The sequence below is a fragment of the Modestobacter sp. SYSU DS0511 genome, from assembly GCF_054050755.1.
In genome coordinates this window covers 57,418-82,939 of the sequence record NZ_JBJGZY010000013.1, presented here as the reverse complement: position 1 = coordinate 82,939, position 25,522 = coordinate 57,418, and the positions used below count along the sequence as shown (strand labels likewise).

29 protein-coding genes and 1 tRNA gene are annotated in these 25,522 nt (G+C 74.1%); 14 read left to right on the top strand and 16 right to left on the bottom strand.

Going from position 1 to position 25,522, the window contains the following annotated elements; all coding sequences use genetic code 11:
* The first annotated feature begins 127 nt into the window (after window positions 1–127).
* Window positions 128–562, top strand: a complete 435-nt coding sequence (locus ACI783_RS08870; protein WP_457079835.1) for an OsmC family peroxiredoxin — start codon at window positions 128–130, stop codon at window positions 560–562.
* A gap of 123 nt (window positions 563–685) precedes the next feature.
* Here the strand turns inward: ACI783_RS08870 and ACI783_RS08865 are convergent, their stop codons facing one another.
* The 10 genes from ACI783_RS08865 to ACI783_RS08820 form a co-directional block, all read right to left on the bottom strand.
* A complete protein-coding gene (locus tag ACI783_RS08865) occupies window positions 686–2,365 on the bottom strand; it encodes an MFS transporter (protein WP_457140104.1) in 1,680 nt (559 codons plus the stop codon).
* Entirely contained in the window at window positions 2,362–2,898 is a 537-nt protein-coding gene (locus tag ACI783_RS08860; RefSeq protein WP_457140103.1) for a MarR family winged helix-turn-helix transcriptional regulator, read from the bottom strand. The genes ACI783_RS08865 and ACI783_RS08860 overlap by 4 nt, the downstream gene beginning before the upstream one ends.
* Before the next feature lie 443 nt (window positions 2,899–3,341).
* A complete protein-coding gene (locus tag ACI783_RS08855) occupies window positions 3,342–3,815 on the bottom strand; it encodes a MarR family winged helix-turn-helix transcriptional regulator (RefSeq protein WP_457079842.1) in 474 nt (157 codons plus the stop codon).
* A 66-nt stretch (window positions 3,816–3,881) separates the two neighbouring features.
* Window positions 3,882–4,298, bottom strand: coding sequence for a heat shock protein transcriptional repressor HspR (locus ACI783_RS08850; RefSeq protein ID WP_457140102.1), 417 nt, complete (start codon window positions 4,296–4,298; stop codon window positions 3,882–3,884).
* A complete protein-coding gene (dnaJ, locus tag ACI783_RS08845) occupies window positions 4,295–5,527 on the bottom strand; it encodes a molecular chaperone DnaJ (protein ID WP_457140101.1) in 1,233 nt (410 codons plus the stop codon). Before dnaJ ends, ACI783_RS08850 begins: the two co-directional genes overlap by 4 nt.
* Window positions 5,528–5,609: 82 nt before the next feature.
* Complete coding sequence (grpE, locus tag ACI783_RS08840; RefSeq protein ID WP_457140100.1) at window positions 5,610–6,335, bottom strand: nucleotide exchange factor GrpE; 726 nt, start codon at window positions 6,333–6,335, stop codon at window positions 5,610–5,612.
* A 64-nt stretch (window positions 6,336–6,399) separates the two neighbouring features.
* Window positions 6,400–8,295 carry a molecular chaperone DnaK gene (gene dnaK / locus ACI783_RS08835; protein ID WP_457140099.1) on the bottom strand — a complete coding sequence of 632 codons (1,896 nt, stop codon included), beginning with the start codon at window positions 8,293–8,295 and terminating at the stop codon, window positions 6,400–6,402.
* Window positions 8,296–8,561: 266 nt separating this feature from the next.
* Window positions 8,562–9,563, bottom strand: coding sequence for a type IV toxin-antitoxin system AbiEi family antitoxin domain-containing protein (locus ACI783_RS08830; protein ID WP_457140098.1), 1,002 nt, complete (start codon window positions 9,561–9,563; stop codon window positions 8,562–8,564).
* Window positions 9,564–9,723: 160 nt separating this feature from the next.
* On the bottom strand, window positions 9,724–10,776 hold the full coding sequence (locus ACI783_RS08825) for an HAAS signaling domain-containing protein (protein ID WP_457140097.1): 1,053 nt from the start codon (window positions 10,774–10,776) through the stop codon (window positions 9,724–9,726).
* Window positions 10,773–11,102, bottom strand: a complete 330-nt coding sequence (locus ACI783_RS08820; RefSeq protein WP_457140096.1) for a PadR family transcriptional regulator — start codon at window positions 11,100–11,102, stop codon at window positions 10,773–10,775. Before ACI783_RS08820 ends, ACI783_RS08825 begins: the two co-directional genes overlap by 4 nt.
* 202 nt (window positions 11,103–11,304) lie before the next feature.
* Between ACI783_RS08820 and ACI783_RS08815 the strand changes: the two genes are divergently transcribed.
* The 3 genes from ACI783_RS08815 to ACI783_RS08805 all read left to right on the top strand — a co-directional run bounded on the left by ACI783_RS08815 (window position 11,305) and on the right by ACI783_RS08805 (window position 15,592).
* On the top strand, window positions 11,305–13,593 hold the full coding sequence (locus ACI783_RS08815; protein ID WP_457140095.1) for a (Fe-S)-binding protein: 2,289 nt from the start codon (window positions 11,305–11,307) through the stop codon (window positions 13,591–13,593).
* Between the two features lie 89 nt (window positions 13,594–13,682).
* Window positions 13,683–14,237, top strand: a complete 555-nt coding sequence (locus tag ACI783_RS08810) for a hypothetical protein (RefSeq protein WP_457140094.1) — start codon at window positions 13,683–13,685, stop codon at window positions 14,235–14,237.
* Window positions 14,238–14,281: 44 nt separating this feature from the next.
* A complete protein-coding gene (locus ACI783_RS08805) occupies window positions 14,282–15,592 on the top strand; it encodes an MFS transporter (RefSeq protein WP_457140093.1) in 1,311 nt (436 codons plus the stop codon).
* On the opposite strand, the gene ACI783_RS08800 is transcribed toward ACI783_RS08805, so the two are convergent.
* A complete protein-coding gene (locus ACI783_RS08800; protein WP_457140092.1) occupies window positions 15,589–16,362 on the bottom strand; it encodes a methyltransferase domain-containing protein in 774 nt (257 codons plus the stop codon). The genes ACI783_RS08805 and ACI783_RS08800 overlap by 4 nt on opposite strands.
* Before the next feature lie 83 nt (window positions 16,363–16,445).
* Window positions 16,446–17,051, bottom strand: coding sequence for a dCTP deaminase (dcd, locus tag ACI783_RS08795; protein ID WP_457140091.1), 606 nt, complete (start codon window positions 17,049–17,051; stop codon window positions 16,446–16,448).
* Between the two features lie 180 nt (window positions 17,052–17,231).
* Here dcd and ACI783_RS08790 point away from each other — a divergent pair, with 180 nt between their 5' ends.
* The 5 genes from ACI783_RS08790 (at window position 17,232) to ACI783_RS08770 (ending at window position 19,469) form a co-directional block, all read left to right on the top strand.
* Entirely contained in the window at window positions 17,232–17,759 is a 528-nt protein-coding gene (locus ACI783_RS08790; RefSeq protein ID WP_457140090.1) for a PAS domain-containing protein, read from the top strand.
* Window positions 17,760–17,761: 2 nt separating this feature from the next.
* Window positions 17,762–18,334 carry a hypothetical protein gene (locus ACI783_RS08785; RefSeq protein WP_457140089.1) on the top strand — a complete coding sequence of 191 codons (573 nt, stop codon included), beginning with the start codon at window positions 17,762–17,764 and terminating at the stop codon, window positions 18,332–18,334.
* Entirely contained in the window at window positions 18,283–18,711 is a 429-nt protein-coding gene (locus ACI783_RS08780) for a methyl-accepting chemotaxis protein (protein ID WP_457140125.1), read from the top strand. The genes ACI783_RS08785 and ACI783_RS08780 overlap by 52 nt, the downstream gene beginning before the upstream one ends.
* Before the next feature lie 79 nt (window positions 18,712–18,790).
* Window positions 18,791–18,861: transfer RNA gene (locus ACI783_RS08775), tRNA-Gly, on the top strand.
* Window positions 18,862–18,923: 62 nt separating this feature from the next.
* Entirely contained in the window at window positions 18,924–19,469 is a 546-nt protein-coding gene (locus ACI783_RS08770) for a GNAT family N-acetyltransferase (RefSeq protein ID WP_457140088.1), read from the top strand.
* Window position 19,470: 1 nt separating this feature from the next.
* Here ACI783_RS08770 and ACI783_RS08765 read toward each other — a convergent pair whose 3' ends face one another.
* From ACI783_RS08765 to ACI783_RS08755, 3 genes are read right to left on the bottom strand one after another with little or no spacing between them, the layout of a single operon-like run.
* Entirely contained in the window at window positions 19,471–20,496 is a 1,026-nt protein-coding gene (locus ACI783_RS08765; protein WP_457140087.1) for a type III polyketide synthase, read from the bottom strand.
* Between the two features lie 28 nt (window positions 20,497–20,524).
* Window positions 20,525–21,256 carry a methyltransferase domain-containing protein gene (locus ACI783_RS08760; RefSeq protein ID WP_457140086.1) on the bottom strand — a complete coding sequence of 244 codons (732 nt, stop codon included), beginning with the start codon at window positions 21,254–21,256 and terminating at the stop codon, window positions 20,525–20,527.
* Between the two features lie 10 nt (window positions 21,257–21,266).
* Window positions 21,267–21,620: a DUF3140 domain-containing protein gene (locus ACI783_RS08755; protein WP_457140085.1), complete on the bottom strand. Its 354-nt coding sequence runs from the start codon at window positions 21,618–21,620 to the stop codon at window positions 21,267–21,269.
* 49 nt (window positions 21,621–21,669) lie between these two features.
* On the opposite strand from ACI783_RS08755, the gene ACI783_RS08750 reads away from it, so the two are divergent.
* The 3 genes from ACI783_RS08750 to ACI783_RS08740 are packed head-to-tail and all read left to right on the top strand — an operon-like array spanning window position 21,670 to window position 23,345.
* Window positions 21,670–22,167: a DUF6328 family protein gene (locus tag ACI783_RS08750; protein ID WP_457140084.1), complete on the top strand. Its 498-nt coding sequence runs from the start codon at window positions 21,670–21,672 to the stop codon at window positions 22,165–22,167.
* 46 nt (window positions 22,168–22,213) lie between these two features.
* Window positions 22,214–23,137 carry a ribokinase gene (locus tag ACI783_RS08745; protein WP_457140083.1) on the top strand — a complete coding sequence of 308 codons (924 nt, stop codon included), beginning with the start codon at window positions 22,214–22,216 and terminating at the stop codon, window positions 23,135–23,137.
* 43 nt (window positions 23,138–23,180) lie between these two features.
* On the top strand, window positions 23,181–23,345 hold the full coding sequence (locus ACI783_RS08740) for a hypothetical protein (protein WP_457140082.1): 165 nt from the start codon (window positions 23,181–23,183) through the stop codon (window positions 23,343–23,345).
* A 31-nt stretch (window positions 23,346–23,376) separates the two neighbouring features.
* On the opposite strand, the gene ACI783_RS08735 is transcribed toward ACI783_RS08740, so the two are convergent.
* Window positions 23,377–23,586 carry a hypothetical protein gene (locus ACI783_RS08735; protein ID WP_457140081.1) on the bottom strand — a complete coding sequence of 70 codons (210 nt, stop codon included), beginning with the start codon at window positions 23,584–23,586 and terminating at the stop codon, window positions 23,377–23,379.
* A gap of 101 nt (window positions 23,587–23,687) precedes the next feature.
* On the opposite strand from ACI783_RS08735, the gene ACI783_RS08730 reads away from it, so the two are divergent.
* Both ACI783_RS08730 and ACI783_RS08725 read left to right on the top strand, forming a co-directional pair.
* Window positions 23,688–24,728 carry a metal ABC transporter solute-binding protein, Zn/Mn family gene (locus ACI783_RS08730; RefSeq protein ID WP_457140080.1) on the top strand — a complete coding sequence of 347 codons (1,041 nt, stop codon included), beginning with the start codon at window positions 23,688–23,690 and terminating at the stop codon, window positions 24,726–24,728.
* Window positions 24,725–25,522, top strand: coding sequence for a metal ABC transporter ATP-binding protein (locus ACI783_RS08725; RefSeq protein WP_457140079.1), 798 nt, complete (start codon window positions 24,725–24,727; stop codon window positions 25,520–25,522). The genes ACI783_RS08730 and ACI783_RS08725 overlap by 4 nt, the downstream gene beginning before the upstream one ends.

Genomic DNA, 25,522 nt, shown 5'->3' with positions numbered 1-25,522 from the left:
GGCCGGACGAGGGCCTCCCTCTCCGGTGGCGGGAATCCCGCCTGGTGCGCACGGTTGTGCTCGGCAGGATCAGGTGACACCTCCCACCGCACCCGCGCGGTGGGCACCGTCCACACAAGGAGGCCCCGTGCCCACTCGTACCGCACGCACCGCCTGGAACGGCTCGCTGCAGGAGGGCTCCGGCCAGGTCGAGCTGAGCAGCTCGAAGGTCGGCACCTACGACGTCAGCTTCCCCAAGCGCGCCGCCGACGAGGCCGGGGGCACCACCAGCCCCGAGGAGCTCATCGCCGCGGCCCACTCGTCCTGCTTCGCGATGGCCCTGTCGAGCGAGATCGGCAAGGCCGGCGGCACCACCGAGTCGCTCGAGGTCACCGCCGACGTCACGCTGGGCCAGGTCGACGGCGCACCGACGATCACCACGGTCAAGCTGACCGTGCGCGGCGAGGTGGGCGGCCTGGACGCCGACGGCTTCCAGCAGGCCGCGCAGGCCGCGAAGGCCGGCTGCCCGGTGAGCAAGGCGCTGTCCGCGGTCGACATCAGCCTGGACGCCTCGCTCGTCTGAGCAAGGACCCCCTCGCCCCCCGCCACTCGCGAGCTCGCGGCGGGACCCTGCGAGGGGGCCGTTCCATCATGTCGCGATGGCCCGCCTCCCTGATCGGGGAGGCGGGCCTTCGTGACGTGCGGGTCAGCGGCGAGTGGTGCCCGTGCCGGCGTCGGCCAGCTGCTGGTCGACCTCGGCGGTGACGTCGCCGGCCGACCCACCGCCCGCGGACTCGGTGCGCAGCCGCTCGTCCCCGGTCTCGGTGCGCAGCGCGACCTCCCGGATGGCCACGATCGCGGCGATGGTGACCAGCGACAGGGCGGCGGCGATGAAGAAGATCCGCCCGGTGGCGTCCCCGTAGGAGACCGCGATCAGCTCACGGATCGGCGCCGGGGCGTCGGCGAGGTCGGCGAGCCCGACGTCACCTGACCCGGCGGCCTCCGCCGCACCGGGGACGTTCGCCAGACCCCGCTGGATCAGGTCACCGACGCGGGTGGAGAGCACCGCGCCCAGCACCGAGACACCGATCGTGCCGCCCAGGCTGCGGAAGAAGGCGACGGCGGAGCTGGCCGCACCCAGGTCGGTGGCCGCGACGGTGTTCTGCACGGCGAGCACCAGGTTCTGCATGGTCATCCCGATGCCGATGCCGAGCACGGCGAGGAACACCCCGAGCACCACCATGTTCGTGGCGTGGTCGATGGTCGCCAGCAGCCCGAACCCGATCGCGACCAGCAGGGAGCCGGCCACCAGGTAGCGCTTCCACTTGCCGGTGCGGGTGATCAGGATCCCGGAGACGGTGGAGGAGACCAGCAGGCCGCCGACCATCGGGATGGTGAGCAGCCCGGCTGCGGTGGGCGAGTAGCCCCGGGAGATCTGCAGGTACTGGCCGAGGAAGACCGTCGAGCCGAACATCGCCACACCGATCGCGACGCTGGCGATGATCGCCAGGGTGGTGGTGCGGTCACGGAAGAGCCGCAGCGGCACGATCGGCTCCTTGGCCCGCAGCTCGGTGACGACGAAGGCGACGATCGCCAGGACGCCGCCGGCGACGAACAGCGCGCTCTCCAGCGAGGCCCAGGCGAAGCCGTCCCCGGCCAGGGTGACCCAGATCAGCAGGGCCGAGACGCCCGCGGTCAGGAAGGCCGCGCCGAGGTAGTCGATCGACACGTCACGCCTGGTGACCGGCAGGTGCAGCGTGCGCTGCAGGAGCACCAGCGCAGCGGCCGCGAACGGAACGCCGACGAAGAAGCAGTAGCGCCAGCCCAGCCAGCTGGTGTCCACCAGCAGGCCACCGATGAGCGGCCCACCGACGGTGGCCACCGCCATCACCGAGCCCAGCAGGCCGGAGTACCGGCCGCGCTCCCGCGGGCTGATCATCGCGGCCATGGCGATCTGCACGAGCGCCTGCAGGCCGCCGAGGCCCAGGCCCTGGAGCACCCGCCAGCCGATCAGCGTGGGCACCGACTGCGCCAGCCCCGCCAGCATCGAGCCGACGATGAAGACCACGATCGCGATCTGGATCAGCAGCTTCTTGCTGAACAGGTCCGCGAGCTTGCCCCAGATCGGGGTGGACGCCGTGGAGGCCAGCAGGGTGGCGGTGACCACCCACGTGTACTGGCTCTGCGAGCCGCGCAGCTCGGTGATGATCGTCGGCAGGGCGTTGGAGACCACGGTCGAGGACAGGAAGGCGACGAACATCGCCAGCAACATCCCCGACAACGCGGAGAGCACCTGCCGGTGGGTCATCCGGCCCTGCTGCTGGACCGGCGCCTCGGCGGCGGGGGCGGGGCCGGCCGCGGGCCGGGTCGGGGCAGGGGTGCTCATGCGCGGGTCTCCTGAGGGTGCTGCGGTGGTGCGGTGGGGAGGGGCGGGGTCGCCGGATCGGCGCCGGGGTGGAGCGGGGTGGACGGGCGACCGGCCCGGTCCAGGCCGTCGGCGAGCCTCTCCAGCGAGCGGGTGAACGCGCGGGCCTCGTCCTCGGTCCAGTCGTCGAGGGCACTGAGCGCCCACTGGCTGCGGACGTCGCGGGTGTGGGCGAGCGCGGCGACCCCGGCGTCGCTGAGGCTGATCAGGCTCGCCCGGCCGTCCTGCGGGTCGGGACGGCGCGCCACGTACCCGGCACGCTCCAGCGCGGCGACCTGCCGGCTGGCGACCGAGACGTCGACGCCGGCGTACCCGGCGAGCGAGCTGCAGCGCTGAGGGCCGTGCTCCTCGAGTGGGGCGAGCACCGCCCAGCCGAAGGAGGGCAGGTCGCCGTAGAGGTCAGCGGCCACGCGGTGGCCGAGCTGGCGCGTGGTGCGCAGCAACCGGGCCAGGCCGGCGGTCAGCCGCTGGGAGGTGTCCCGGGTGATGTGCACGCCCCGCCCCCCGTCGCCTCGCTCGTCGTCCTGTGCAGACAGCAAGCATCTTGCGCCGGTTGGTTGGAGCATGCAACGTGATTCAGCTGTGAGGGTGCTCTCCCGGGTGGGACACCAGGGAGAGGAAGGCCGCAACCGTCGTCGCGCGGGGTCCGGGCCAAGCCGCCCGGGTGCCGGCGGGTGGCCGGGGGGGGTGGCGAGGGGGGCGGCTGGCCGGGGGCCGGGGCGGGTGGCCGGGGGCGGGGCGGGTGACCCGAGGGGCTGCTGGCCGGGGGCCGGGGCGGGTCCGCGGCGACAGCAGACCGCGGAACGGCCGTCACCGCACCGGCGACCTCGCCTCCGAGCGGCCGGCCGAGCCGGTGGCGACGCCGGCGGGCGAAGGGTGGGGCGCCGCTGCCATCTTGCCGGCGCTCAGGCCGGTGGAGGGCACTCCGGGGACAGGATCAGTCGGCGGTTGCCTCGGCCTCGCGAGCCTCACCGATGCGGTTGAGCCGGCCGAGCAGCTCGGCCAGCGTGGCGACGTCGGAGGTGGCCCAGTCGGACAGGTCGGCCTCCCAGCGCGCGCGACGGGCGTCGCGCAGCTCGCTGAGCCGGCGGTGGCCCTCGGCCGAGATCGACAGCACCTGGGCGCGCCCGTCGTCGGGGTCGGCGGCCCGGTCGACCAGCCCGAGGTCGACCAGCGAGGCGACCTGGCGGCTGACCGTGCTCTTGTCCAGCCCGAGCTTGGCGACGACGTCGCTCGCGCGCAGCGGCCCGGCATCGTCGAGCAGCACCAGCAGCCCGTACGCGGCGCCGTCGAGGTCGTGGTGGAGCTGGCTGCCCAACCGCCCCTGGATGGCGCGGGAGCGCCGCAGCAACAGGGCGACCTCACGCTCCAGGTGCACGTACGCCTGGTGGCTGTCCAACTCGCTGTCCACGGTCACATCGTGTCCCACGTCCGGGATCGACTCAACGTTCCCATCGGGACCCATCCGGCCGTGCACTCAGTTCTGGCCGGGCCGCCAGATGACCAGCGCGGAGCCGGCCGTGCGTGGCACCAGGTCCCGCCGGTAGGTGGCGGCCACCGCGGACTCCGCGGCGATCCGCCGGGACTCGGCGACCTGGAGCTCCTCCAGCAGCTCCCCGACCCGGGTCTGCAGCGCCTCGACCTGGGACTCCAGCTCGATGATCCGCTTGATCCCGGCCAGGTTGACGCCGTCCTCCTGGCTGAGCCGCTGCACCTCGCGCAGCAGCGCGACGTCCCGCGGGCTGTACCGGCGCCCCCCGCCCGCGGTGCGCCCCGGGCTGACCAGGCCGAGCCGGTCGTACTGGCGCAGCGTCTGGGCGTGCATGCCGGCCAGCTCCGCGGCCACCGAGATGACGAACACCGGGGCGTCCTCGGGGAAGGCGGGCCCGGTCACCGGGGGGCTCCGCGGCGCAGGGCGGCGGTGACCTCCGGCCGGGGGTCGTCGGGCAGCTCGGCGGCGAGCTTCTCGATCGCCTCACGGGCGCCGGGCGTCAGCCGCTGCGGCACCGCGACCTCGACGGTCACCAGCAGGTCGCCGGCGGAGCCCTTGCCGGGCACGCCGCGACCACGGACCCGGAAGGTCCGGCCGCTGGCCGTGCCGGCGGGAACCTTCAGCGACACCGAGCCGTCCAGCGTCGGCACGGTGAGGGTCGTGCCGAGGGCGGCCTCGGCGAAGGAGACCGGCACGGTGAGCGTGAGGTCCTGGCCGCTGCGGCCGAACAGGTCGTGCCCGCTGACGTGGACGACGACGAACAGGTCGCCGGCCGGGCCGCCGCGGCGTCCGGGCGCACCCTTGCCCGCCAGCCGGATGCGCTGCCCGTCCTTGACCCCGGCGGGAATCCGGACGGTGATCGTCCGGGTCTGGTTGGTGACCCCGCTGCCGGAGCAGGTCGCGCACGGGTCGTCGACCACCGAGCCGGTGCCCCGGCACTCGCGGCAGGGCTCGGAGAAGGCGAACGCGCCCTGGCTGCGGCTGGTCACGCCGGCGCCGTTGCAGACCGGGCAGGTGTGCGGACTGGTGCCGGGCTTCGCGCCGCTGCCGCTGCAGGTCGGGCAGGTGCCGGGGCTCTGCATCCGCAGGGGCACGGTGACCCCGAGGACGGCCTCGTCGAAGGCGAGGGTCGCCTCCGTCTCGACGTCCTGACCGCGGGCCGGACCCGAGGCCGCCTGCTGCCGGCTCCGGGTGCCGGCACCGGGGGCGCCACCGGTGAACAGGCCACCGAAGAGGTCGCCCAACCCACCGGCGCGGCCACCCGGACCGGGCGCACCCGCGCCCCCGAACAGGTCGCCGAGGTCGAACGGCTGCCCAGCGCCACCCGCACCTCCCGGGAACCCCCCGCGGAAGCCCGGGCCGCCGCCGCTCCCGGGGCGGAATCCGCCGGAGCCGAACAGCCGGCGGGCCTCGTCGTACTCGGACCGCCGCTTGGGGTCCGACAGCACGTCGTAGGCCTCGGAGACCTCCTTGAAGCGGATCTCGGCCTGGGTGTTGCCGGGGTTCTTGTCCGGGTGCAGCTCCCGGGCCAGCTGGCGGTACGCCTTCTTGATCGCCGCGGCGTCGGCGTCCTTGGGGACGCCCAGGGCCGCGTAGTAGTCCTTCTCGATGAAGTCCCGGGTGCTGCTCATCGGGCGCCTCCTCTCTGCTGTCCTGTGGTCGGGCCGGTCCGGCGCCCGGGTCGGGGGCGCCGGACCGGCAGCGGGTGTGCGCTCAGCGGTCGGCCGGGTCGGTGTCCGGCTGGTCGGCCTCGGCCGTCACCTGGGTCTCCGGTGCCGGGGACTCCGGCTCGGTCACGCCGACCATCGCCGTGCGCAGCACCCGGTCACCACGGCGGAAGCCCGGACGCAGCACCGTGGTGGCGGTCGGCTCGCTGACGTCAGGGGAGGTGTCGTGCAGCACCGCTTCGTGCAGTGCCGGGTCGAACGGGTCCCCGGGCTTGCCGAAGGACTCCACGCCCAGGCCGTCGAGCAGCCCGAGCACCCGGTCGGCGACGACCTTGAACGCGCCGGTCAGGTCGCCGTGGTCCCGCGCCCGCTCGATGTCGTCGACGATCGGGAACAGCTGCCCGGCGAACTTCTCGGCCGCCTGGTCGATCACCAGCACCCGGTCCCGGTCCACGCGGCGCCGGTAGTTGGCGTACTCCGCGGTCACCCGCTGCAGGTCCTCGGTCCGCTCGGCCAGCTGGCGGGCGGTGTCCCCGCCCTGGTCCCCGCCCTGGTCCCGGCCCTGGTCCCCGCCGATGTCACCGGCCGGGACGTCGGTCTGCTCGGCGACCGGGGCCGCCTCCTCGTTCTGCTCGCTCATCTGCTCTCCCTGCGCGGCCGCGGAGCCGGCCGGCTGCTCGCCGGCCGGCTCGCGGACCGCGCCGCTGGTCGGGTCGATGCGCCGCCGGTCGCGGATGACGACCCGCGGCGCCTGCTCGTCCTGCTGGCTCATGGCTCCCTCCCGAGCTCGCCGGCCCGGTTCCCCGGGCCGACGGGCCGGCACGCAGCCGGGGTCGTCACCGCTTGTCGGTGTCCTCGTCCACGATCTCCGCGTCGACGACGTCGTCGTCGCTGGCCGAGGCGGTAGACCCGGTCGAACCGTCCGCACCCGGCTCACCGGTCGCCCCGGCGAAGCCGTCACCGGCGGCACCGGCCCCGGCACCGTCGGCCTGCGCCTGGGCGTAGAGCGCGCCACCGACCTCCTGGGAGACCCGGGCGACCTTCTCCTGGGCGGTCTTGATCGCGGCGACGTCCGAGCCACCGAGGGCGGAGCGGAGCTCGCTCAGGGCCTCACCCAGCTCGTCCTTCTTGTCGGCCGGGATCTTGTCGCCGTTCTCGGCCAGGAACTTCTCGGTCTGGTACTGCAGCGACTCGGCGAGGTTGCGGGTCTCGGCCTCGTCGCGGCGGCGCTTGTCCTCCTCGGCGTGGGCCTCGGCGTCGCGCATCATGCGCTCGATGTCGTCCTTGGGCAGGGCCGACCCACCGGTGATCGTCATCGACTGCTCCTTGCCCGTGCCGAGGTCCTTGGCGGACACGTGCACGATGCCGTTCGCGTCGATGTCGAAGGCCACCTCGATCTGCGGGACACCGCGAGGCGCCGGCGGCAGACCGGTCAGCTCGAACATGCCGAGCTTCTTGTTGTAGGCGGCCATCTCGCGCTCACCCTGGAACACCTGGATCTGCACGGACGGCTGGTTGTCGTCGGCCGTCGTGAAGATCTCGCTGCGCTTGGTCGGGATCGTGGTGTTGCGCTCGATGAGCTTGGTCATGATGCCGCCCTTGGTCTCGATGCCCAGGGACAGCGGGGTGACGTCGAGCAGCAGGACGTCCTTGACCTCGCCACGGAGCACGCCGGCCTGCAGGGCGGCGCCGACGGCGACGACCTCGTCGGGGTTGACGCCCTTGTTGGGCTCCTTGCCCCCGGTCAGCTCACGGACGAGCTCGGTGACGGCCGGCATGCGGGTCGAGCCACCGACGAGGACGACGTGGTCGATGTCGGCGACGGAGACCCCGGCGTCCCGGATGGCCTGGTTGAACGGGGCCTTGGTCCGGTCCAGCAGGTCCTGGGTCAGCCGCTGGAACTCCGCCCGGGTGATCGTCACGTCCAGGTGCAGCGGACCCTCGGCGCCGGCGGTGATGTAGGGCAGGTTGACGTTCGTCGACTGCGCGCCGGACAGCTCGATCTTGGCCTTCTCGGCCGCCTCACGGAGCCGCTGCATGGCCAGCTTGTCCTTGGCCAGGTCGATGCCGGTCTGCGCGTTGAACGTCTGCACCAGGTGCTTGACGATCCGCTCGTCCCAGTCGTCACCGCCGAGCTGGTTGTCACCGGCGGTCGCCTTGACCTCGATGACGCCGTCGCCGATCTCCAGCAGCGAGACGTCGAAGGTGCCACCACCGAGGTCGAAGACCAGGATGGTCTGCTCGGTCTCGCCCTTGTCCAGGCCGTAGGCCAGCGCGGCCGCGGTCGGCTCGTTGACGATGCGGAGCACGTTCAGGCCGGCGATCTCACCGGCCTCCTTGGTGGCCTGGCGCTGAGCGTCCTCGAAGTACGCCGGGACGGTGATGACCGCCTCGGTGACCGGCTCGCCCAGGTAGGTCTCGGCGTCGCGCTTCAGCTTCTGCAGCACCCGCGCGCTGATCTCCTGCGGGGTGTACTGCTTGCCGTCGATGTCGCCGGTCTTCCAGGTCGTGCCGATCTCGCGCTTGACGCTGCGGATCGTGCGGTCGACGTTGGTGACCGCCTGGTTCTTGGCCGACTGCCCGACCAGGACCTCGCCGTTCTTGGCGAACGCGACGACCGACGGGGTGGTGCGGGAGCCCTCGGAGTTCGCGATGACCGTGGGCTCGCCGCCCTCGAGGACCGCGACGACGGAGTTGGTGGTGCCCAAGTCGATACCGACCGCTCGTGCCATGGGGGCGTCTCCTCTGTGCTGGTGGGTGGTGCAGGTCTGGAGAGAGCCGAGGGACCGACGACGCCGGGTCACCGGCTCCGCCGGGAGCGCCTTGCGCGCGGTCCGCTCAACTTTCCTGCCCACCGTAACGGCAGGCCCCGCCCCTGTGTTCCCGGGGGCCCCGATCCGCCCCCGGGATCAGGTGACCTGATCGTGCGTGCTCCTGGCTCACCTCCGGACCTGAGCCAGGAGCACGGGCGGTGAGCCCGGACGACAGCCGCAGCGCGTCAGGCCGGTGCGCGACGTTCGACCGGCGCCCGCACCACCCGGAACCGCCGGGGGTCGGGCAGCCGAGTCGCCAGCAGCAGCCGAACCCGCTCCGCCACGGGTGGCCAGCCGGCGCCGAGGTCCGCCTGCGCGACCCGCACGAAGCGCGCGCCGAGGTCGCGTGCGGCATCCTCCCGGCGCTTCTCCTCCCAGAGCACCTGCGCCGGCGTCCGACCACCCCGCGGGTCCTCGTACTTCACCCGGCCGTCGAACTCGATCGCCACCGCGGCGTCGTCGTACCAGGCGTCGACCCGGGCCACGAAGCCCTGCGGCCCGTGCAGCTCGACCTGCAGTTCGGGCGCGGGGAGACCGCTGCCCAGCAGCGCCAGCCGGCCACGCGTCTCCAACGGCGACTCCGCGCGGCCGTCCGCGAGCCCCGCGGCGCGCGCGGCCCCGCCGATGCCGTACCAGTGGGTGGCGTCCAGCACCGCCGCCCGCAGCTCGGCCGCGGTGACGACGCCGGAGTGCAGGGCGGCGTCCATCGCCACGACGGCGTCCTCCAGGGCCCATTCGCGGCCGCAGTCCACCAGCGTCCGGGCGGGCCCGGTCAGCCGGAACGGTCCGTCCGCGCGGAGGTGGTGGGCCGGCAACCGGGCGCGCATCACCGTGTAGCCGCGCCCGCGACGCCACTGCTCCTCGTCGGTGAGCTGCACGAGGGACGGCAGGCCGGCCGGGACCACCAGCGACGCCAGGCGCGCGGCCGAGGCGTGGCTCACCGCCGGCCGGCCGCCCAGACACAGCAGGACGGCGGCGCAGTCGAGCCGGTGCCGCGCCGCGTCACCCCACCGGGCGGCGTCCTGGAGGACCGCCCGCTCCACGTAAACCCCGCGGCGGAGCCGGTCCCACTCCCCTCTGCGCAGCGCGGACTGGACGTCGCTCGGATCGAGGCCGGCGCGACGGACGTCGGCGGCGGTGAACGCGCCCCACTGGCGGCCGGCGGCGTCACGGAGGACCGGGTGCATGCAGGTGAGCGTGGCGTCAGCGGGGCCGCCCGCGGGGGTGACCGCCGTCCGGCTGTGGACAACCGCCGTCCTGGCTCAGCGTGCGTGCTCCTGGCTCACGGTGGGGACTGAGCCAGGAGCCCGCATGATCAGCCCACCTGATCCCGGGGCAGCGGCCGGGTCAGTCGGCGGTCGGGGCCTCCGGCACCGACGGGTCCGCCGGGAACTGCGGCAACGGCACGTCCGGGCGCTGCACGGTGGCGTCGCAGGCCCCGAGGGGCACCGGCGCCCCGTCCAGGCCGGTACCGGAGCCGTCCAGCACGTACTGCTGGGGGAACACGTTCGGCACCGGCACCCCGTCGGCGGCCAGCGGCTGGCGCAGCTCCCGGGTGCACCCGTCGATCCACCACTCCTGGAAGCCGACCTCGAGCGGGCGGCCGTCCTGGTCGTAGAGGAGCACCCCCTCCAGCGGCGTCCCGTCCGCGCCGTAGGGCAGGACGTCGGTCACCGGGCCGTACCGGGACACCAGCGGGTACTGCCCGACGGCCCGCTCCTGGCCCGGAGCGGGGTACCCGTAGTCGGACACGTACCCGTACTCGACCGACGGGCCCGGGGACGCGTCGACCACGGCGACGAACCCGAGCAGGCCGAGGAGGGCGCCGCCGGCGACGACCGGCACCCGCAGGCGAGGCGACAACTCGCGGCGGCCGAGCCAGACCGAGCCCGCGATCGCCGCCGGCACCAGCAGGACGCCGAGCGCCTCGCTGCCCAGCGGTCGGGGGAACGGGAAGTCCCAGTCGCCGGAGACGGCGGCCGGCACCGCGACCAGCAGGTAGCCGCGGAGCACCCACCAGGCGGGCCGGAGCTCCAGCAACAGGCGGCGCACCTCCCCGGCCAGCGGGTGCGCCTGCGCCCGGGCCAGCCAGCGGCGCAGCTGCGCGACGCGGTCCGGCGACGACTGGGCCCCGCCGCGCGGCGGGAGCCCGGCGGCGGCCCGCAGCTCGGCGGCGTAGACCACCGGCGACCCCAGCCGCACGTCGAGCGGGCGGTCGTCGCCCTCCTCCTCCTCGACCAGCGAGGCCAGGTGCTGCTCCAGGTCCTCCAGCAGGTCCCCGCGCTCCTCGGCCGGCAGGTCGCTCAGCTCGCACTCGACCGCCACCAGGTAGTTCTGCGCCTCGCGGGTGAGGTCACGGGCGGGGGCGCGGGAGGAGCCGGGGGCCGCGGGCGCGGTCACGCCGCCACCGTCCGGGCCAGCACGTGGTCGACGGCGTCGACGAAGGTCCGCCACGTCTTGGTCGAGTCCTCGAGCACCGAACGTCCCCTGTCGTTGATCGCGTAGTACTTCCGGTGCGGCCCCTCGTCGCTGGGGACGACGTAGGAGGTCAGCGCCCCGGCCTGGTAGAGCCGGCGCAGCGTGCCGTAGACCGAGGCGTCCCCGACGTCCTCGAGACCGGCGGTGCGCAGCCGGCGCACCACGTCGTAGCCGTAGCCGTCGGCATCCCGCACCACCGCGAGCACCGCGACGTCCAGCACGCCCTTGAGCAGCTGACTGGCGTCCACCCCGCCACCTCCTCCGCCCGCCCCGCCGGCGGCACGCGCTAGTGCACCATGCGTAGTAGTCCGGTGAGAAGAGGACGCGCCCGCGGGAACGTCGTCGCGGCGGCCCTGGGGCGCCGGGTCACCGCCGGTAGCGTGGCCTCACCCGGTCAACGTCGGTCCCGGGTGGGCGGCGACGCCCGCACGCGCGCACGAGAGGGAGCCCATGGGCCCGCTGCAGATCGTCCTCGGCACGCTGGCCGTGCTCCTGCTGGTCGTCTCGGTGGTCTACGCCACCAAGGCGGTCCGCGCGATGCTCGCGATCTTCCGCACCGGCCAGCCCGACCCGAACCGCACCGGCCCGGTCGGCCCGCGGCTGAAGACGCTGGCCGTCGAGTCACTGGGCCACACCCGGATGCTCAAGTGGTCGGCCATCGGCGTCGCCCACTGGTTCGTCTTCATCGGGTTCTACGGCCTGTTCCTCACCCTGGTCGAGGCGTTCGGCGAGGTCTGGAACCCGGAGTGGCACCTCCCGCTGATCGGCGAGTGGGCCCTGTGGAACCTCTTCGTCGACCTGATCGGCACCGCCACGGTGCTGGGCATCCTGTACCTGATCGTGCGGCGCCAGCTCGACCACCCGCGCCGGAAGGGGCGGCAGAGCCGGTTCGCCGGGTCCAACGAGGGACGCGGCTACTTCGTCGAGGCCGTCGTCCTCACCATCGGCATCTGCATCCTGCTGATCCGCGCGATCAAGGTCGCGGCCGATCTGACCGACGCGCCGGCCTGGTCCCACCCGGTCTCCGGGGCGCTCGCGAACCTCGTGCCGGCGAGTCCCGACCTGCTGTCCGCCGTCGCCTTCGTCAAGATCGCCGTCAGCCTGGTCTGGCTGATCACCATCTCCCGGGTGCTGAACATGGGCGTCGCCTGGCACCGGTTCAGCGCCTTCTTCAACATCTACTTCAAGCGTGAGGACGACGGCGGCCAGGCGCTCGGCCCGCTGCCGGCGATGACCTCGAACGGTGTGCCGATCGACTTCGAGGACCCCGGCGAGGACGACGTCTTCGGCCGCGGCAAGATCGAGGACTTCACCTGGAAGGGGATGCTGGACTTCACCACCTGCACCGAGTGCGGGCGGTGCCAGAGCCAGTGCCCGGCCTGGAACACCGGCAAGCCCCTGTCACCGAAGATGGTGATCATGGACCTGCGGGACCACCTGTACGCCAAGGCCCCGTACCTGACCGGCGCGACCAAGGCGTCGGACAACGCCCCCGACTTCGCCGACTACTCGACGCTGCAGGCCAGCGACGAGCAGGTCTGGGCGTCGGGCTACGCCCGGATCGAGGGCACCAACGACGCCCAGGCGCACCGCCCGCTGGTCGGCACGTTGGAGGAGGGCGGGGTCATCGACCCCGACGTGCTCTGGAGCTGCACCAGCTGCGGCGCCTGCGTCGAGCAGTGCCCGGTCGACATCGAGCACGTCGACCACATCATGGACATGCGCCGCTACCAAACGCTGATCGAGTCCAGCTTTCCCTCCGAGGCCGGCGTGATGATGCGCAACCTGGAGAACCGCGGGAACCCGTGGGGCGTGGGCGGCACCGTCCGCGAGGACTGGATGAAGGACCTGGACTTCGCGGTCCGGCAGGTCGACGGCACGATCCCCGACGACGTCGAGTACCTGTTCTGGGTCGGCTGCGCCGGCGCCATCGACGACCGCGCGAAGAAGGTCACCAAGGCCGTCGCGGAGCTGCTGCACATCGCCGGCGTCGAGTTCGCCGTCCTCGGCAACGGGGAGACCTGCTCGGGCGACCCGGCCCGCCGGATGGGCAACGAGTTCCTGTTCCAGCAGCTGGCGGCCGAGAACGTCGAGACGCTGAACACCGTCTTCGAGGGCCGCGAGCCGGGGCGGCGGAAGATCGTCGCCACCTGCCCGCACTGCTTCAACTCGATCGGCCGGGAGTACCCGCAGCTCGGCGGCGACTACGACGTCGTCCACCACACCCAGCTGCTCGGCCAGCTGGTCGAGGACGGCCGGCTGACCCCGGTCACCCCGGTCGACCGCAAGGTCACCTACCACGACCCGTGCTTCCTGGGCCGGCACAACAAGGTCTACACCCCGCCGCGCGAGGTGCTGGGCGCCGTGCAGGGCCTGTCGACGCAGGAGATGCACCGGTGCAAGGACCGCGGCTTCTGCTGCGGCGCCGGCGGGGCGCGGATGTGGATGGAGGAGAAGATCGGCAAGCGGATCAACGTCGAGCGCACCGAGGAGGCGCTCGACCTCGACCCCGACGTCATCTCCACCGCCTGCCCGTTCTGCATCACCATGCTGAGCGACGCGGTCACCAGCAAGAAGCAGGCCGGCGAGGCCAAGGAGCACGTCGAGGTGCTCGACGTGAGCCAGATCCTGCTGCGCTCGATGGCCCCGGCGGGCACGCCGGGCACCGGTTCGGGCCCGGAGGTCGGCACCGAGCCCGACGACCCGGCCGGGACCGGCTCGGCGGCCACCCGGCACTAGCAGGACCCCGGTGCCCCCCACCACTCGCAGGCTCGCGGCGGGCCCCTGCACCGGCGCCGCTCCAGCACGTCACCAGGGACACTGACGGCGTGAGCTTCATCTTCGGGGGCGTCCGCGGGCACGAGGACCCCGAGCTGGCGGCGGGCAACCGGCGCACCCGGCTGCACTACGCGCGGGACGTCAACGACGAGCGGGCGCTGGCCGACGACCGCCCGCCGGTCCAGCGCAACCGCGGCTGGACCTGGCTGGCCGTGGCGGCGGTCGCGCTCGCCGTGCTCGCGCTGGTCGGCCCCCGCGGGGCCGAGGACGTCCCGCTCACCGCCGACTGCGACACCCCGGCGATCGCGGTGGCCAGCAGCGTGGTCGCCCCCGGCGCGGTGCTCCGCTACCGGCTCACCGGCGCCGACGGCGTCGACTACGTCACCACGCTGGACGGCGCCCCGGTCCGGGGCGACGCCGGCAGCACGGTCAGCTACACCCCCACCGACGCCGGGCCGGCGCTGCGGCTGCGCCAGTGCCTGAGCCCGACGCTGGCGATCGCCGCCCCCGCCGGCGGCGGCCCGCACGAGCTGGCGCTGCTGCGGGTGGCCCCCGACGGCAGCACCGCGCAGGTCGCGGCGGTGCTGGTCACCGTCACCCGGTAGGCCCCTTCCCCAGCCGCACGGGGCCAGGAGGATGATCCGGGCACGTGACCCGCTCCACCCCCGACGCTCCGCCCGCGCCCCCCGGTCCCGCCTCGCACGGCGCCGTCCTGGTCGGCACCGCGATCGTGCTCACCGGCTTCAACCTGCGCACCGCGGTCAACAGCGTCGGCCCGGTGCTGGAGGAGGTCGAGCGCGGGCTGGGCATCACCTCCGGGCTGGCCGGCCTGATCACCAGCATGCCGCTGATCTGCTTCGCACTGATCGGCTTCGCCGGGCCCCCGCTCGCCGCCCGCTTCCGGGACGGGCACGTGCTGGCGGCCGCCCTGCTGGTGATGACCGCCGGCCTGCTGGGCCGCGTGGCCACCGACAGCGTGTGGGTCTTCCTGGCCGGCACGGTGGCGACCATGGTCGGCGGGGCGCTGGGCAACGTGCTGCTGCCGGGGCTGGTGAAGCGCTGGTTCCCCGGCCGCACCGGCCTGCTGGTGGGCGCCTACAGCACGGCGCTGGCGATCGGCGGCGCGGTGGCCAGCGTCTCGGCGGCCCCGATCGCCTCGGCCGCCGGCGCCGACGGCTGGCGCTGGGCGCTGGGCATCTGGGCGGTGTTCGCGCTGATCGCCGCACTCCCCTGGCTGTTCGTGCCGGTGCGGCCGGGAGCGTCGCGGAGCACGCACACCGCGGTCCGGCTGCGGACGCTGACCCGGAGCCCGCTGGCCTGGACGATGGCCGCCTTCTTCGGCCTGCAGTCGATGCAGGCCTACGTGATCGTCGGCTGGACCGCCCAGTACCTGCGCGACCAGGGCATGTCCGCGGCGGCCGCCGGGTCGCTGGTCGGACTGAACGCGCTGATCGTCATCCCGCTCAACGCCGTCGTCCCGCTGGGCGCGGTGCGGCAGCACCTGCAGCGGCCGATGCTGCTGGGCTTCGTCGCCTGCTACCTGGCCGGCTGGACCGGGCTGCTGCTCGCCCCGCTGACCGTGCCGTGGCTGTGGGTGTCGCTGCTGGGCCTGGGGATGGGCACCTTCGCCATGGTGCTGGCCCTGTTCGGCCTGCGCGGCCGCACCCCGGAGTCGGTCGCCGCGCTGTCGACCGTGGCGCAGGGCTGGGGGTACGCGCTGGCCGGCGTCGGTCCGCTGCTGGTCGGGCTGTTCCGGGGGCTCACCGGCGGCTACACCGGCATGTTCGTGCTGGCCTACACCGGCGTCGTCCTGCTCGGGCTGACCGGGTGGGCGGTCTGCCGGGAGCGCTACGTCGACGACGAGCTGCCCGGGCCGACGACGCCGAGCACCCGGCCGGCGGCCGAGGTGGAGGTCGCCGGCACCGAGCCGCCGATCGCCGTCCCCCCGGCCGATCGCTAGACCGACAGCTGCAGGGCGCGCAGCAGCTCGACCGCACGGTCACGGCGGAGCTGCGGCGAGCGGGTGAGCAGCGCGACCGCGACGACGTACTCGTCCTCACCGGCCCAGCCACGCCCCTCGGCGGCGAGCCGCGCGATGTGCTCGCGCACCTTCGGCTCGCGGCTGTAGGCGCCGAACTCCAGGCCCATGGCCAGGAAGTTCGCCACCCGGAAGCCCTGCTCCCCGGCCGCGGCCAGGGTGCCGGCGGGGTCGGAGTAGCTGGGCAGGGCGACCAGCACGTGGTCGAAGCCCGCCTTGATCAGCCGGAGCGCGAGGTCGTTGCCGTACCAGCCACCCCAGAGCTCGGGCATGAGCAGCTCGCCGTCGGGGGCGGGGAGATAGGGCGGGTTGGCGATCACCGTGCTGACCCGCTCACCGCCGGCGGAGTCGGCCCAGGCGAAGAAGTCGCCGTGCTCGACGGTGTACCGGTCGGCGACACCGAGCTCGGCGATGGTCTGCCGGGCCCGGGTCACCGAGGTCTCGCTGATGTCGGTGCCGTGCACCCGCAGCCCCGGCACCGCACGGACGACGTGCGCGATCGCCCGGGCGTCGCCGCTGCCGAGCTCGGCCACGCCCTCCTGCTCCCAGGGCACCAGGGAGGCGTACTGGGTCAGCAGCAGCTGGACCCCGAAGGCGTAGTGCGCCGACTCCTCGGCGCAGTCGAAGAAGCCGTCCGCCACGCGGTCGTCGGAGGCCGCTGGCAGCAGAACGGCGGTGTCCCGGGGATCCATGGCGGCCTCCCTACCCAGCACGGCCGCCCGTCACCCGGCCGCGCACGACTGTTCACCCACCGGCCAGCGAGTGGGGGTCACGGTCACGCGAGCGGCGTGGCGGCGTCGGGACGGCGGGTCTCGGCCCGGTTGAAGTTGCGGAACGACCGGGACGGCGTCGGGCCGCGCTGGTCCTGGTAGCGGGAGCCGTAGACCGACGAGCCGTAGGGGTGCTCGGCCGGCGAGGTCAGCTGGAACAGGCACAGCTGCCCGATCTTCATCCCCGGCCACAGCGTGATGGGCAGGTTGGCCACGTTGGACAGCTCGAGGGTGATGTGCCCGGAGAAGCCCGGGTCGACGAAGCCGGCGGTGGAGTGGGTGAGCAGGCCCAGCCGGCCCAGCGACGACTTGCCCTCCAGCCGGGCCGCCAGGTCGTCGGGGATGCGCACCACCTCCAGCGTGGAGCCGAGCACGAACTCCCCGGGGTGCAGCACGAACGGGTCGTCACCGGTCGGCTCGACGAGCGTGGTCAGGTCGTCCTGCTGCTGGGCGGGGTCGATGTGGGTGTACCGGGCGTTGTTGAAAACCCGGAAGAACCGGTCCAGCCGGACGTCGATGCTGGAGGGCTGCACCATCGCGTCGTCGAAGGGCTCGATGCCGAGCCGGCCGTCGGCCAGCGCGGCCCGGATGTCGCGGTCGGACAGCAGCATGCCGCGGAGTCTAGGGAACCGGGACCTTGGTCCCTGCCCGCGGCGGTCGGGTCAACAGGCGCACCGGGCTGCCGATGTACGTCGGACACGACCCAGTGCCGGAACGGCACGTTCCCGGAAGAGGGCCCCGTGGTGATGACGCGGCCGGCGCGGAGCGCGCCGCGGACGGTACGGACGGTCGTGCGCCCGACGGGTGTGGAGCGCACCTTCGCCGACGACGAGCTGATCGGGTCCAAGACCGACGCCCGCGGCGTGATCACCTACGCCAACGACGTCTTCCTGCGGGTCGGCCCCTACTCCCTGCACGAGGTCATCGGCCAGCCGCACAACCTGATCCGCCACCCGGACACGCCCAAGGCCGTGTTCAAGCTGCTCCGGGACACCCTGGCCACCGGCAGCGAGCTGTTCGCCTACATCGACAACCTGGCCGCGGACGGCGCGAACTACTGGGTGCTCGCGCACGTGACGCCGTCCCGCGACGCCGCCGGCCGGGTCGTCGGCTACCACTCCAACCGCCGCCGTCCGGCGCCCGCCGGCGTCGCCGCGGTGCGCCCGCTGTACGAGCAGTTGCTCGCCGAGGAGCGGCGCCACCCCAACGGCCGGGCCGCGGTGGAGGCCTCCTCCGCTCTGCTGCAGCGGCTGATCACCGAGCAGGCCGCCAGCTACGAGGACTTCATCTGGTCGGTCATCAGCGAGAAGTGGCGCTGACCGTGGGACGACGGAGCCACCGGGACGAGGCCGGCGAGCTGGCGGTGTACCGCGCGTTCGTGCAGTCGCTGACCGAGGCCTGCGACGCCGCCGCCCGCGGCGACCTGGAGTCCCGGGCGCGGCCGGTGCCCGGGTCCGACGACGTCCCCGAGCTGGTGGCGCTGCAGCACGCGGTCAACCGGGCGCGGGACGTCTCCGACGCGTTCGTGCGGGAGTCCCGTGCGGCCCTGACCTCGGCGGCCGACGGCCGGTTCCACCGCCAGGTGCTCCTCACCGGGCTGCCCGGTGCCTACCGGAACGGCGCCGCGGACATCAACGCCGCCCGCGACGCGATGGCCCGGACCCAGGAGCGGGTGCTGGAGGCGAAGCAGTCGCGGCTGGAGCTGGCCGACGACTTCGAGTCCGTCGTGCTGGCGATGAGCGAGGGCGTGGCCACCGCCGCCACCGAGCTGAGCGCCAGCGCTGCCGGGCTGACCGGTGCCGCCGGCGCGGCCAGCGACGAGGTCGGGCGGCCCGGGAGACGATCGTCTCGCTCAACCGCTCCTCGACCGAGATCCGGCAGGTCATCGCGCTGATCGAGACGGTGGCCGACCAGACCCGGCTGCTGGCGCTCAACGCCACCATCGAGGCGGCCCGGGCCGGCGAGCTCGGCAAGGGCTTCGCCGTCGTCGCGTCGGAGGTCAAGGACCTCGCCGACCAGACCGCGCGGGCCACCGAGCGGGTCACCACCCAGGTGGAGTCGGTGCGGGTGGCCTGCGAAGAGGTCGCCACCGTGATGACCAACGTCGGGAACACCGTCGACGAGATGACCGGGCTGGTCGACGGGATCTCCGCCGCGGTCGACGGCTCGTCGTCGCTGGGCACGGCCGGCACGGACAGCACCGGGCTCTCGCGGATGGCGGAGACGCTGCGGTCGGAGATGACCGGCTTCCTCGGCGTGATGCGGGGGTGAACCGGCAGAGCTGACCGGGGGGCTGACGCCGCACCCCGGGCGCTTGGTAGGCTCGTCGGCGCTGGGCGTGAGCCCCGCTGCGGGTGTAGTTCAATGGTAGAACATCAGCTTCCCAAGCTGACAGTGCGAGTTCGATTCTCGTCACCCGCTCTCCTCCCCTCCCGGGTCACCCCCGGGCTGCGGCTCCCGGGCCGGTCCGTTTGGCTGTGCCGGTGACCTCCTCCGACGTCCAGCTGCGCACCCTGCCGACGGCGGACCTCTCCCCCACCGAGCTGGGCGAGCTGCGCCGGTTCCTCGACACCGCCTTCGACTCGTTCGGCGACGACGACTGGAGCCACGCACTGGGCGGCGTGCACGTGCTGGCCACCGTCGACGGCGAACCGGCCGGCCACGCCGCCGTCGTCGGCCGCCAGCTGATCGCCGCAGGCGTCACGCTGCGCACCGGCTACGTCGAGGCGGTCGCCACCGCGGCGTCGTTCCGCCGCCGGGGCGTGGGGACGGCGGTGATGGCCGAGATCGAGCGGCTGGTCACCGGCGGGTTCGAGCTGGGGGCGCTGTCGGCCAGCACTGCCGGCGCCGCGCTCTACACCGCCCGTGGCTGGCTGCCCTGGACCGGGCCGACCGCCGCGCTCACCCCCGACGGGGTGCGGGAGACCGGCGACGAGAGCGTCTTCGTGCTGGCCACGCCGTCGACGCCGGTCGCGCTGGACCCGGCCGCCCGGCTGGTCTGCGACTGGCGCCGGGGTGATCTGTGGTGAGTCAGGCGGGCAGCAGCAGCGTGGCGTAGAGGGTCAGCCCCGGCCCGAACGCCATCGCCACCACCGGGCCGTCGACGTCGGCGAGCTCCTCCAGCACCAGCAGCACGGTCGCCGACGAGCAGTTGCCGTGCTCGGCCAGCACCCGCCGGGACGCGCTCATCTGCTCCTCGGCGAGCCCGAGCTGGTCGCGGACGACGTCGAGGATCCGCGGCCCACCGGGGTGCACCGCCCAGCCGGCGACGTCCTCCACCCGCAGCCCCGCGCCGGTCAGCAGCTCGTCGACGACGTCGCCGACGTGCCGGGAGAGCACGTCGGGCACCCGCGGGGACAGGCCCATCCGGAACCCGAGATCGGTGACGTCCCAGGTCATGTGGTCGGCGGTGGCGTAGTCGGTGCGGGCCACGGTGGCCGCGACCCGGCGGCCGGGCCGGGCTCCCGGCTCCACGACCACCGCGGCGGCGGCGTCGCTGAACAGCGAGTGGTTGACCACCTGCTCCAGCTCCGGGACGGCCGGCTGCACGTGCAGGCTGGTCAGCTCCAGGCACAGCAGGACGGCCGGCCTGGACCGCGCGGTCACGTAGTCGCCCACCGCGCCCAGCCCGGGCAGCGCCGCGTAGCAGCCCATGTGGCCGACCAGCAGCCGCTGCAGGGTGGCCGGCATGCCGAGGTCCTGGGCCAGCCGGATGTCCAGCCCCGGGGTGACGTAGCCGGTGCAGGAGGCGACGGCGAACAGGCCGATGTCGCCCGGCGCCAGACCGGCGGCGTCCAGGGCACCGGCCACGGCCTGCTTGCCCAGCGGCATCGCCTCGGCGACGTAGCGGAGCATCCGGGTCTCGGTGCCCGCCGCGGAGAGGTCCTCGTCGCCGGGGTAGACCACCGCGTGCCGGGTGCGCACGCCGGAGGCCATGAAGACCCGCTCCGCGGCGCGCAGTCCGTCGTAGCGGGGGGCGAAGTAGTCGCGCCAGACGGCGGACTGCTCGTAGGTGGTCGGCAGCGCCCGTCCGGCTCCGGTGACGACCGCGCTCACGGCCGCGGGCGGCTTCCGTCGGTCCTGCTCATGACCCGACCGTACGTCCGGGGACGGTCCCCCGCCCGCCGCGCTTGACCCCGTAGCCGGCGAAGAGGATGCCGGTGTAGGGCATGCTCCGCATCCGGACCCCCGCCCGCCGACCGCGCCGCCAGGACACCACGTCGCGTACCGACGGGCGCAGGCCGACCAGCCGGAGGTCCAGCCCCAGCCGATCCGCGGTGGCCAGCAGCTCGCGTCGGTCGACGAACAGCGCCGGGTCGTGGATGCCCGGCGGCGGCCCGCCGGGCAGTCGCTCGGCGATCCGGACGGCCACCAGCGGAGCGAGCCGGGTGGCTGCGATCGAGTCGATGACCAGCACGCCACCGGGCTTGAGCAACCGGGCGCTCTCGGCGAGCACCTGCCCGGGGTCGTCGACGTGCTCGAGGATCTCCCCGGCGGTCACGACGTCGGCGCACCCGTCGGCCAGCGGCACCGCCAGCACCGACCCGCGCACCGGGATGACGCCGTGCTCGCGGGCGATGCGCAGCCCCGCCAGGCCGATGTCCACGCCGACGTGCCGGTACCCCAGCCGCCTCACGTGCGGGGCCATCAGGCCACCACCGCACGCCAGGTCGACCAGGACGGCACCGGGACCGGACGCCGGAGGCACGTGACCGGCCCGCGAGGCGGCGATCCACTGGAGCATCGCGAAGCCCCCGTGCGGGTCCCACCACTGGTCGGCCAGCTCGTCGTACTGCGCCGGGTCGTTGCGCTGCACGCCGCCGACGCTACTTGCCCTTGAGGGGGTCGTGCCCCCAGTTCATCAGGCTGTACCGCCAGCGGGACGTCTCGACGTCCTCCTTCGCCGGCTCCTGCGCCAGGTGGCGCTTGACGTAGCCGGTGACCTTCCGCATGTGCGCGAGGTCGTCGTCGGTCAGGTCGGCCTTGTTCGTGCGCAGCAGCTCGACGATCCGCCGGCCCGACTCGTGCCCGGTCGACTCCCCGGAGCCGCCGTCCTTCTGCCCCACCGACTGCGACTCCTCGGTCCGCAGCCAGCGCTCGAGCTCGCCGGCGGTCGTGTTCACCGCCGCGCCGAACTCGCGGCGGATCGCGTCGGCGTCCTCGGCCTGGTGCTCGGGCATGGCGGCTCTCCCGGGTGTTGATCGACTCCGCCTGCGGTACCGCGGGGAGGTGGCCGAGAAACTGACCGACGCCGAACGGACCGCCCGGGTCCGGGGCGAGACCCCCGAGCAGGTGCTGGACCGGAACGTGAACGAGGCCCTGCAGGAGATGCGGGTGGTGATCACCGGCGTCCAGGTGCTCTTCGCCTTCCTGCTGACCCTGCCGTTCCAGTCCCGCTTCGCCGACCTGGGGACGTTCGGGGTCACCGTCTACTCGGTGGCGCTGATCAGCTCGGCCGGCGCCACGGTGAGCCTGGTGGCGCCGGTCTCCTTCCACCGCACGCTGTTCCGGCGGCAGCAGAAGGCGGCGATCGTGCGCTACGCCGACCGCGGCCTGGTCATCGGCCTGGGCCTGCTGCTGATCGGCATCGCCGCCGCGCTGCTGCTGGTCATCGACGTGGTGCTCGGGCGCTGGCAGGCGGTCGCGGTCTGCGCGGTGGTCGGGACGCTGGGCATCGTCACCTGGTACGCCCTGCCGCTGCGCCGCCGGCTGCGCGCCGACGGCTGACGTCGACTCCTAGGCTCCCTGCCGTGTCGAGCCCCGGGATCCCGCCGTGTCCGTGACCGTCGTCGGCAGCCTGAACGAGGACCTGGTGGTCACCGTCGACCGGCTCCCCGGGCGCGGCGAGACCGTCGTCGGTTCGGCCGTGGCGCTGCTGCCCGGCGGCAAGGGCGCGAACCAGGCCGCGGCGGCCGGCCGGCTCGGGCGCGGCGTGCACATGGTCGGCCGGGTCGGCGACGACCCGGCCGCCGGCCGCCAGCTCGCCGCGCTGGCCGACGCCGGGGTGAACGTCGGTCGGGTGCAGCGCACCCCCGGCACCTCCACCGGGTCGGCGACGATCCCGGTGGAGGCCGGCAGTGGGGAGAACCTGATCGTCGTCGTCCCCGGGGCGAACGCCGCGCTCACGCCGGACGACGTCGACGTCGAGTCGGTGCACCGCGCGGGCGTGCTGCTGCTGCAGCTGGAGAGCCCGCTGGAGACGGTGCGGGCCGCCGCGGCGGCCACCGGCGGCACGGTCGTGCTCAACCCGGCACCGCCCCGGCCGCTGCCCGCCGAGCTGCTCGCCGCCGTCGACGTGCTGGTGCCCAACGAGCCGGAGCTGCGGGCACTGGCCGGCGACCCGGACGGCGACGACTCGCCGGCCGCCCTGGCCGCGCTGGCCCGCCGGGTGGCCACCGGCGACGTGGTGGTGACCCTGGGCGGGCGGGGTGCGCTGGTGGTGCCGGCCGAGGGGCCGGCGCTGCTGCAGGCGCCCCCACCCGTCGACGCCGTGGACACCACCGGTGCCGGCGACTGCTTCTGCGGCGCGCTGAGCAGCGCGCTGGACCGCGGGGCCGGACTGGCCGAGGCGGTGCGGTACGCCGTCACCGCCGCGGCACTGTCGACCACCGGGCCGGGTGCGCGGGGCGGGCTGCCCGACGACGACGCCGTCCGGGCGCTGCTGCCCCGCACCCCACCTGCCGGGCCGGTGGCCTGAGGCGCCGGGTTTCCGGGCCGGACGGTCGGGCATCCGCCCAGGCATGACCGAGAGCGCACAGCAGCACCCCAGCGAGCCCGCCGAGGGCGGCGACCCCGCCGTCGACCAGGAGGGCGGCCGCACACCGCACCCCGACCAGCCCGCCGAGGGCACGGAGGAGGCGGCCGAGGACGGGCTCGACCCGGAGAACCGCGTCACCGGCGCCTGAGCCGGGCGCGGCTGGCCCGGCGCCCGCCGGGTCAGCCGCGCGGCGCCCGTCCCTCGGCCGCCTCCCCGGGCTCGACCGTCTCCCCCGACTCGGGCTGCTGCGGCGGCAGGTCCGGCGCGCGCGGTGCCCGGCGCGGTGGTGCGGTCGGCCGGCGCACGGACGAGCTGCGGTCCCGGGACACGGGCACGGCGCCCTCCTCCAGCACGGCCGCCCGGCCCGCCCGGGCGACGCTGCCTCCCATGATGACCGTCACAGGCGGGGACCGAGCTCGACCCGGTCCGACCCGTGGGTGATACTGGGTCTGACATTCATTCCCATCAGGCATCCACGTGAGGACCCGCCGTGCCCCGCCCTGCCCAGCTCCGCCGCCCCACGCTCGCCGCGCTGGCCGCCACCGCCACGCTCACCCTGGCCGCCTGCGGCAGCTCCGGCGGCGCCGGCACCACGACCAGCGAGGCCGACGCGGACAACTGCCCCGGCGAGGTCGTCGACGTCGTCGTGTCGGTGAGCCAGTGGGGCGATGTCGTCGAGCAGCTGGGCGGCGACTGCGCCACGGTGACCACCGTGCTCGCCTCCTCCGCCGTCGACCCGCACGACTACGAGGCCACCTCCGCCGACATCGCCGCCTTCACCGAGGCCGAGCTGGTCGTGCTCAACGGCGCCGACTACGACCACTGGGCCGCCGACGCGATCGCCTCGCTCGACTCGGACCCGGCCGTCGTCGACGCCGCCGAGGTCGTCGGGATCGAGACCGAGGAGCACACCGAGGGCGAGCACGCCGAGGAGGAGGGCCACGCCGAGGAGGAGCACGCCGAGGAGGAGCACGCCGAGGAGGGGCACGGCCACGGCGGGGTCAACCCGCACCTGTGGTACTCCCCCGAGTACGTCCAGGCCGTCGCCGCCGCGGTGACCGAGCAGCTCAGCGAGCTGTCGCCGGACGCCGCCGACCACTTCGCCGAACAGGCCGAGGCCTGGGAGTCCGACCTCCAGCCCTACCTGGACGAGATCACCGCCCTGCAGTCCGCCGCCGCGGGGCGCAGCTACGCCGCCACGGAGAGCGTGTTCGAGTACACCGCGGAGGCGGTCGGCCTGACCGACGCGACCCCCGAGGGCTACCGGGAGGTGGCGAGCAACGAGGCCGAGCCGGCACCGGGCGACGTGGCCGCGTTCGAGGCCGCGCTCTCCGACGGCTCGGTCGACGTGCTGGTCTACAACACCCAGACCGAGGGCAGCGTCCCCGAGCAGCTGCGGGCCACGGCCGAGGCAGCCGACATCCCGGTCGTCGAGGTGACAGAGTCGGTGCCGGACGGCGAGACCTCGTTCGTCTCCTGGCAGCTGTCCCAGCTGGAGCAGCTCTCCGACGCACTCGGTGGGGGTCAGTGACCGGCATCCAGACGGCCGACCCGGCCGCCGCGCCCCCACCGGCGCTCGTCCTCGACGACGTCTCGGTGGTGCGCGGCGGCCGGGTCGTCTGGTCGCAGGGCACGCTCACCGTGCCCACCGGCGCCGTCGTCGGGGTCATCGGCCCGAACGGCGCGGGCAAGACCACGCTGTTCCAGCTGGCCCTCGGACTGCTGCCCCCGGCCACCGGCCGGGTCGAGGTGCTCGGCCGCACCCCGCGCCGGGGTGACCGCCGGATCGGCTACGTGCCGCAGAACTACACCGCCGCCCTGGGCGAGACCGTCCGCGCCCGGGACCTGGTCATGCTGGGCCTGACCGGCGGGCGCTTCGGGCTGCGCCGCGCCTCGACCGCCGAACGTGCCCGGGTCGACGAGGCGCTCGACCGGGTCGGTGCGACCGGCTACGCCGACCGGCGGATGTCGGAGCTCTCCGGTGGCCAGCAGCAGCGGGTCGCCATCGCCCAGGCGATCGTCGACGACGCCGAGCTGCTGCTGCTCGACGAGCCGCTGGCCAACCTCGACCTGCGCAACCAGCACGAGGTGGTCACCCTGCTCGGCGAGCTCACCCGCTCGCGGCAGGTGACCATCATGGTCGTCGTGCACGACCTCAACCCGCTGCTCCCGGTGCTCACCGACGCCGTGTACCTGCTCGACGGGCACCCGCACCACGACCCGATCGACGCCGTCGTCACCGAGGACCTGCTCACCCACCTGTACGGCACCCCGGTCCGGGTGGTGCGCACCGCGCAGGGCGACCTCTTCACCCGGGGCGGTTGA

What these genes read in the sequence shown, in the direction of transcription:
- ACI783_RS08815 (WP_457140095.1), top strand. Translation starts at nt 11,305, where the DNA reads ATGGGCCCGCTGCAGATCGTCCTCGGCACGCTGGCCGTGCTCCTGCTG.
- ACI783_RS08740 (WP_457140082.1), top strand. Translation starts at nt 23,181, where the DNA reads ATGACCGAGAGCGCACAGCAGCACCCCAGCGAGCCCGCCGAGGGCGGC.
- grpE (WP_457140100.1), bottom strand. Translation starts at nt 6,335, where the DNA reads ATGAGCCAGCAGGACGAGCAGGCGCCGCGGGTCGTCATCCGCGACCGG.
- ACI783_RS08755 (WP_457140085.1), bottom strand. Translation starts at nt 21,620, where the DNA reads ATGCCCGAGCACCAGGCCGAGGACGCCGACGCGATCCGCCGCGAGTTC.
- ACI783_RS08800 (WP_457140092.1), bottom strand. Translation starts at nt 16,362, where the DNA reads ATGGATCCCCGGGACACCGCCGTTCTGCTGCCAGCGGCCTCCGACGAC.
- ACI783_RS08830 (WP_457140098.1), bottom strand. Translation starts at nt 9,563, where the DNA reads ATGCACCCGGTCCTCCGTGACGCCGCCGGCCGCCAGTGGGGCGCGTTC.
- dcd (WP_457140091.1), bottom strand. Translation starts at nt 17,051, where the DNA reads ATGCTGCTGTCCGACCGCGACATCCGGGCCGCGCTGGCCGACGGCCGG.
- ACI783_RS08865 (WP_457140104.1), bottom strand. Translation starts at nt 2,365, where the DNA reads ATGAGCACCCCTGCCCCGACCCGGCCCGCGGCCGGCCCCGCCCCCGCC.
- dnaJ (WP_457140101.1), bottom strand. Translation starts at nt 5,527, where the DNA reads ATGAGCAGCACCCGGGACTTCATCGAGAAGGACTACTACGCGGCCCTG.
- ACI783_RS08735 (WP_457140081.1), bottom strand. Translation starts at nt 23,586, where the DNA reads ATGGGAGGCAGCGTCGCCCGGGCGGGCCGGGCGGCCGTGCTGGAGGAG.
- dnaK (WP_457140099.1), bottom strand. Translation starts at nt 8,295, where the DNA reads ATGGCACGAGCGGTCGGTATCGACTTGGGCACCACCAACTCCGTCGTC.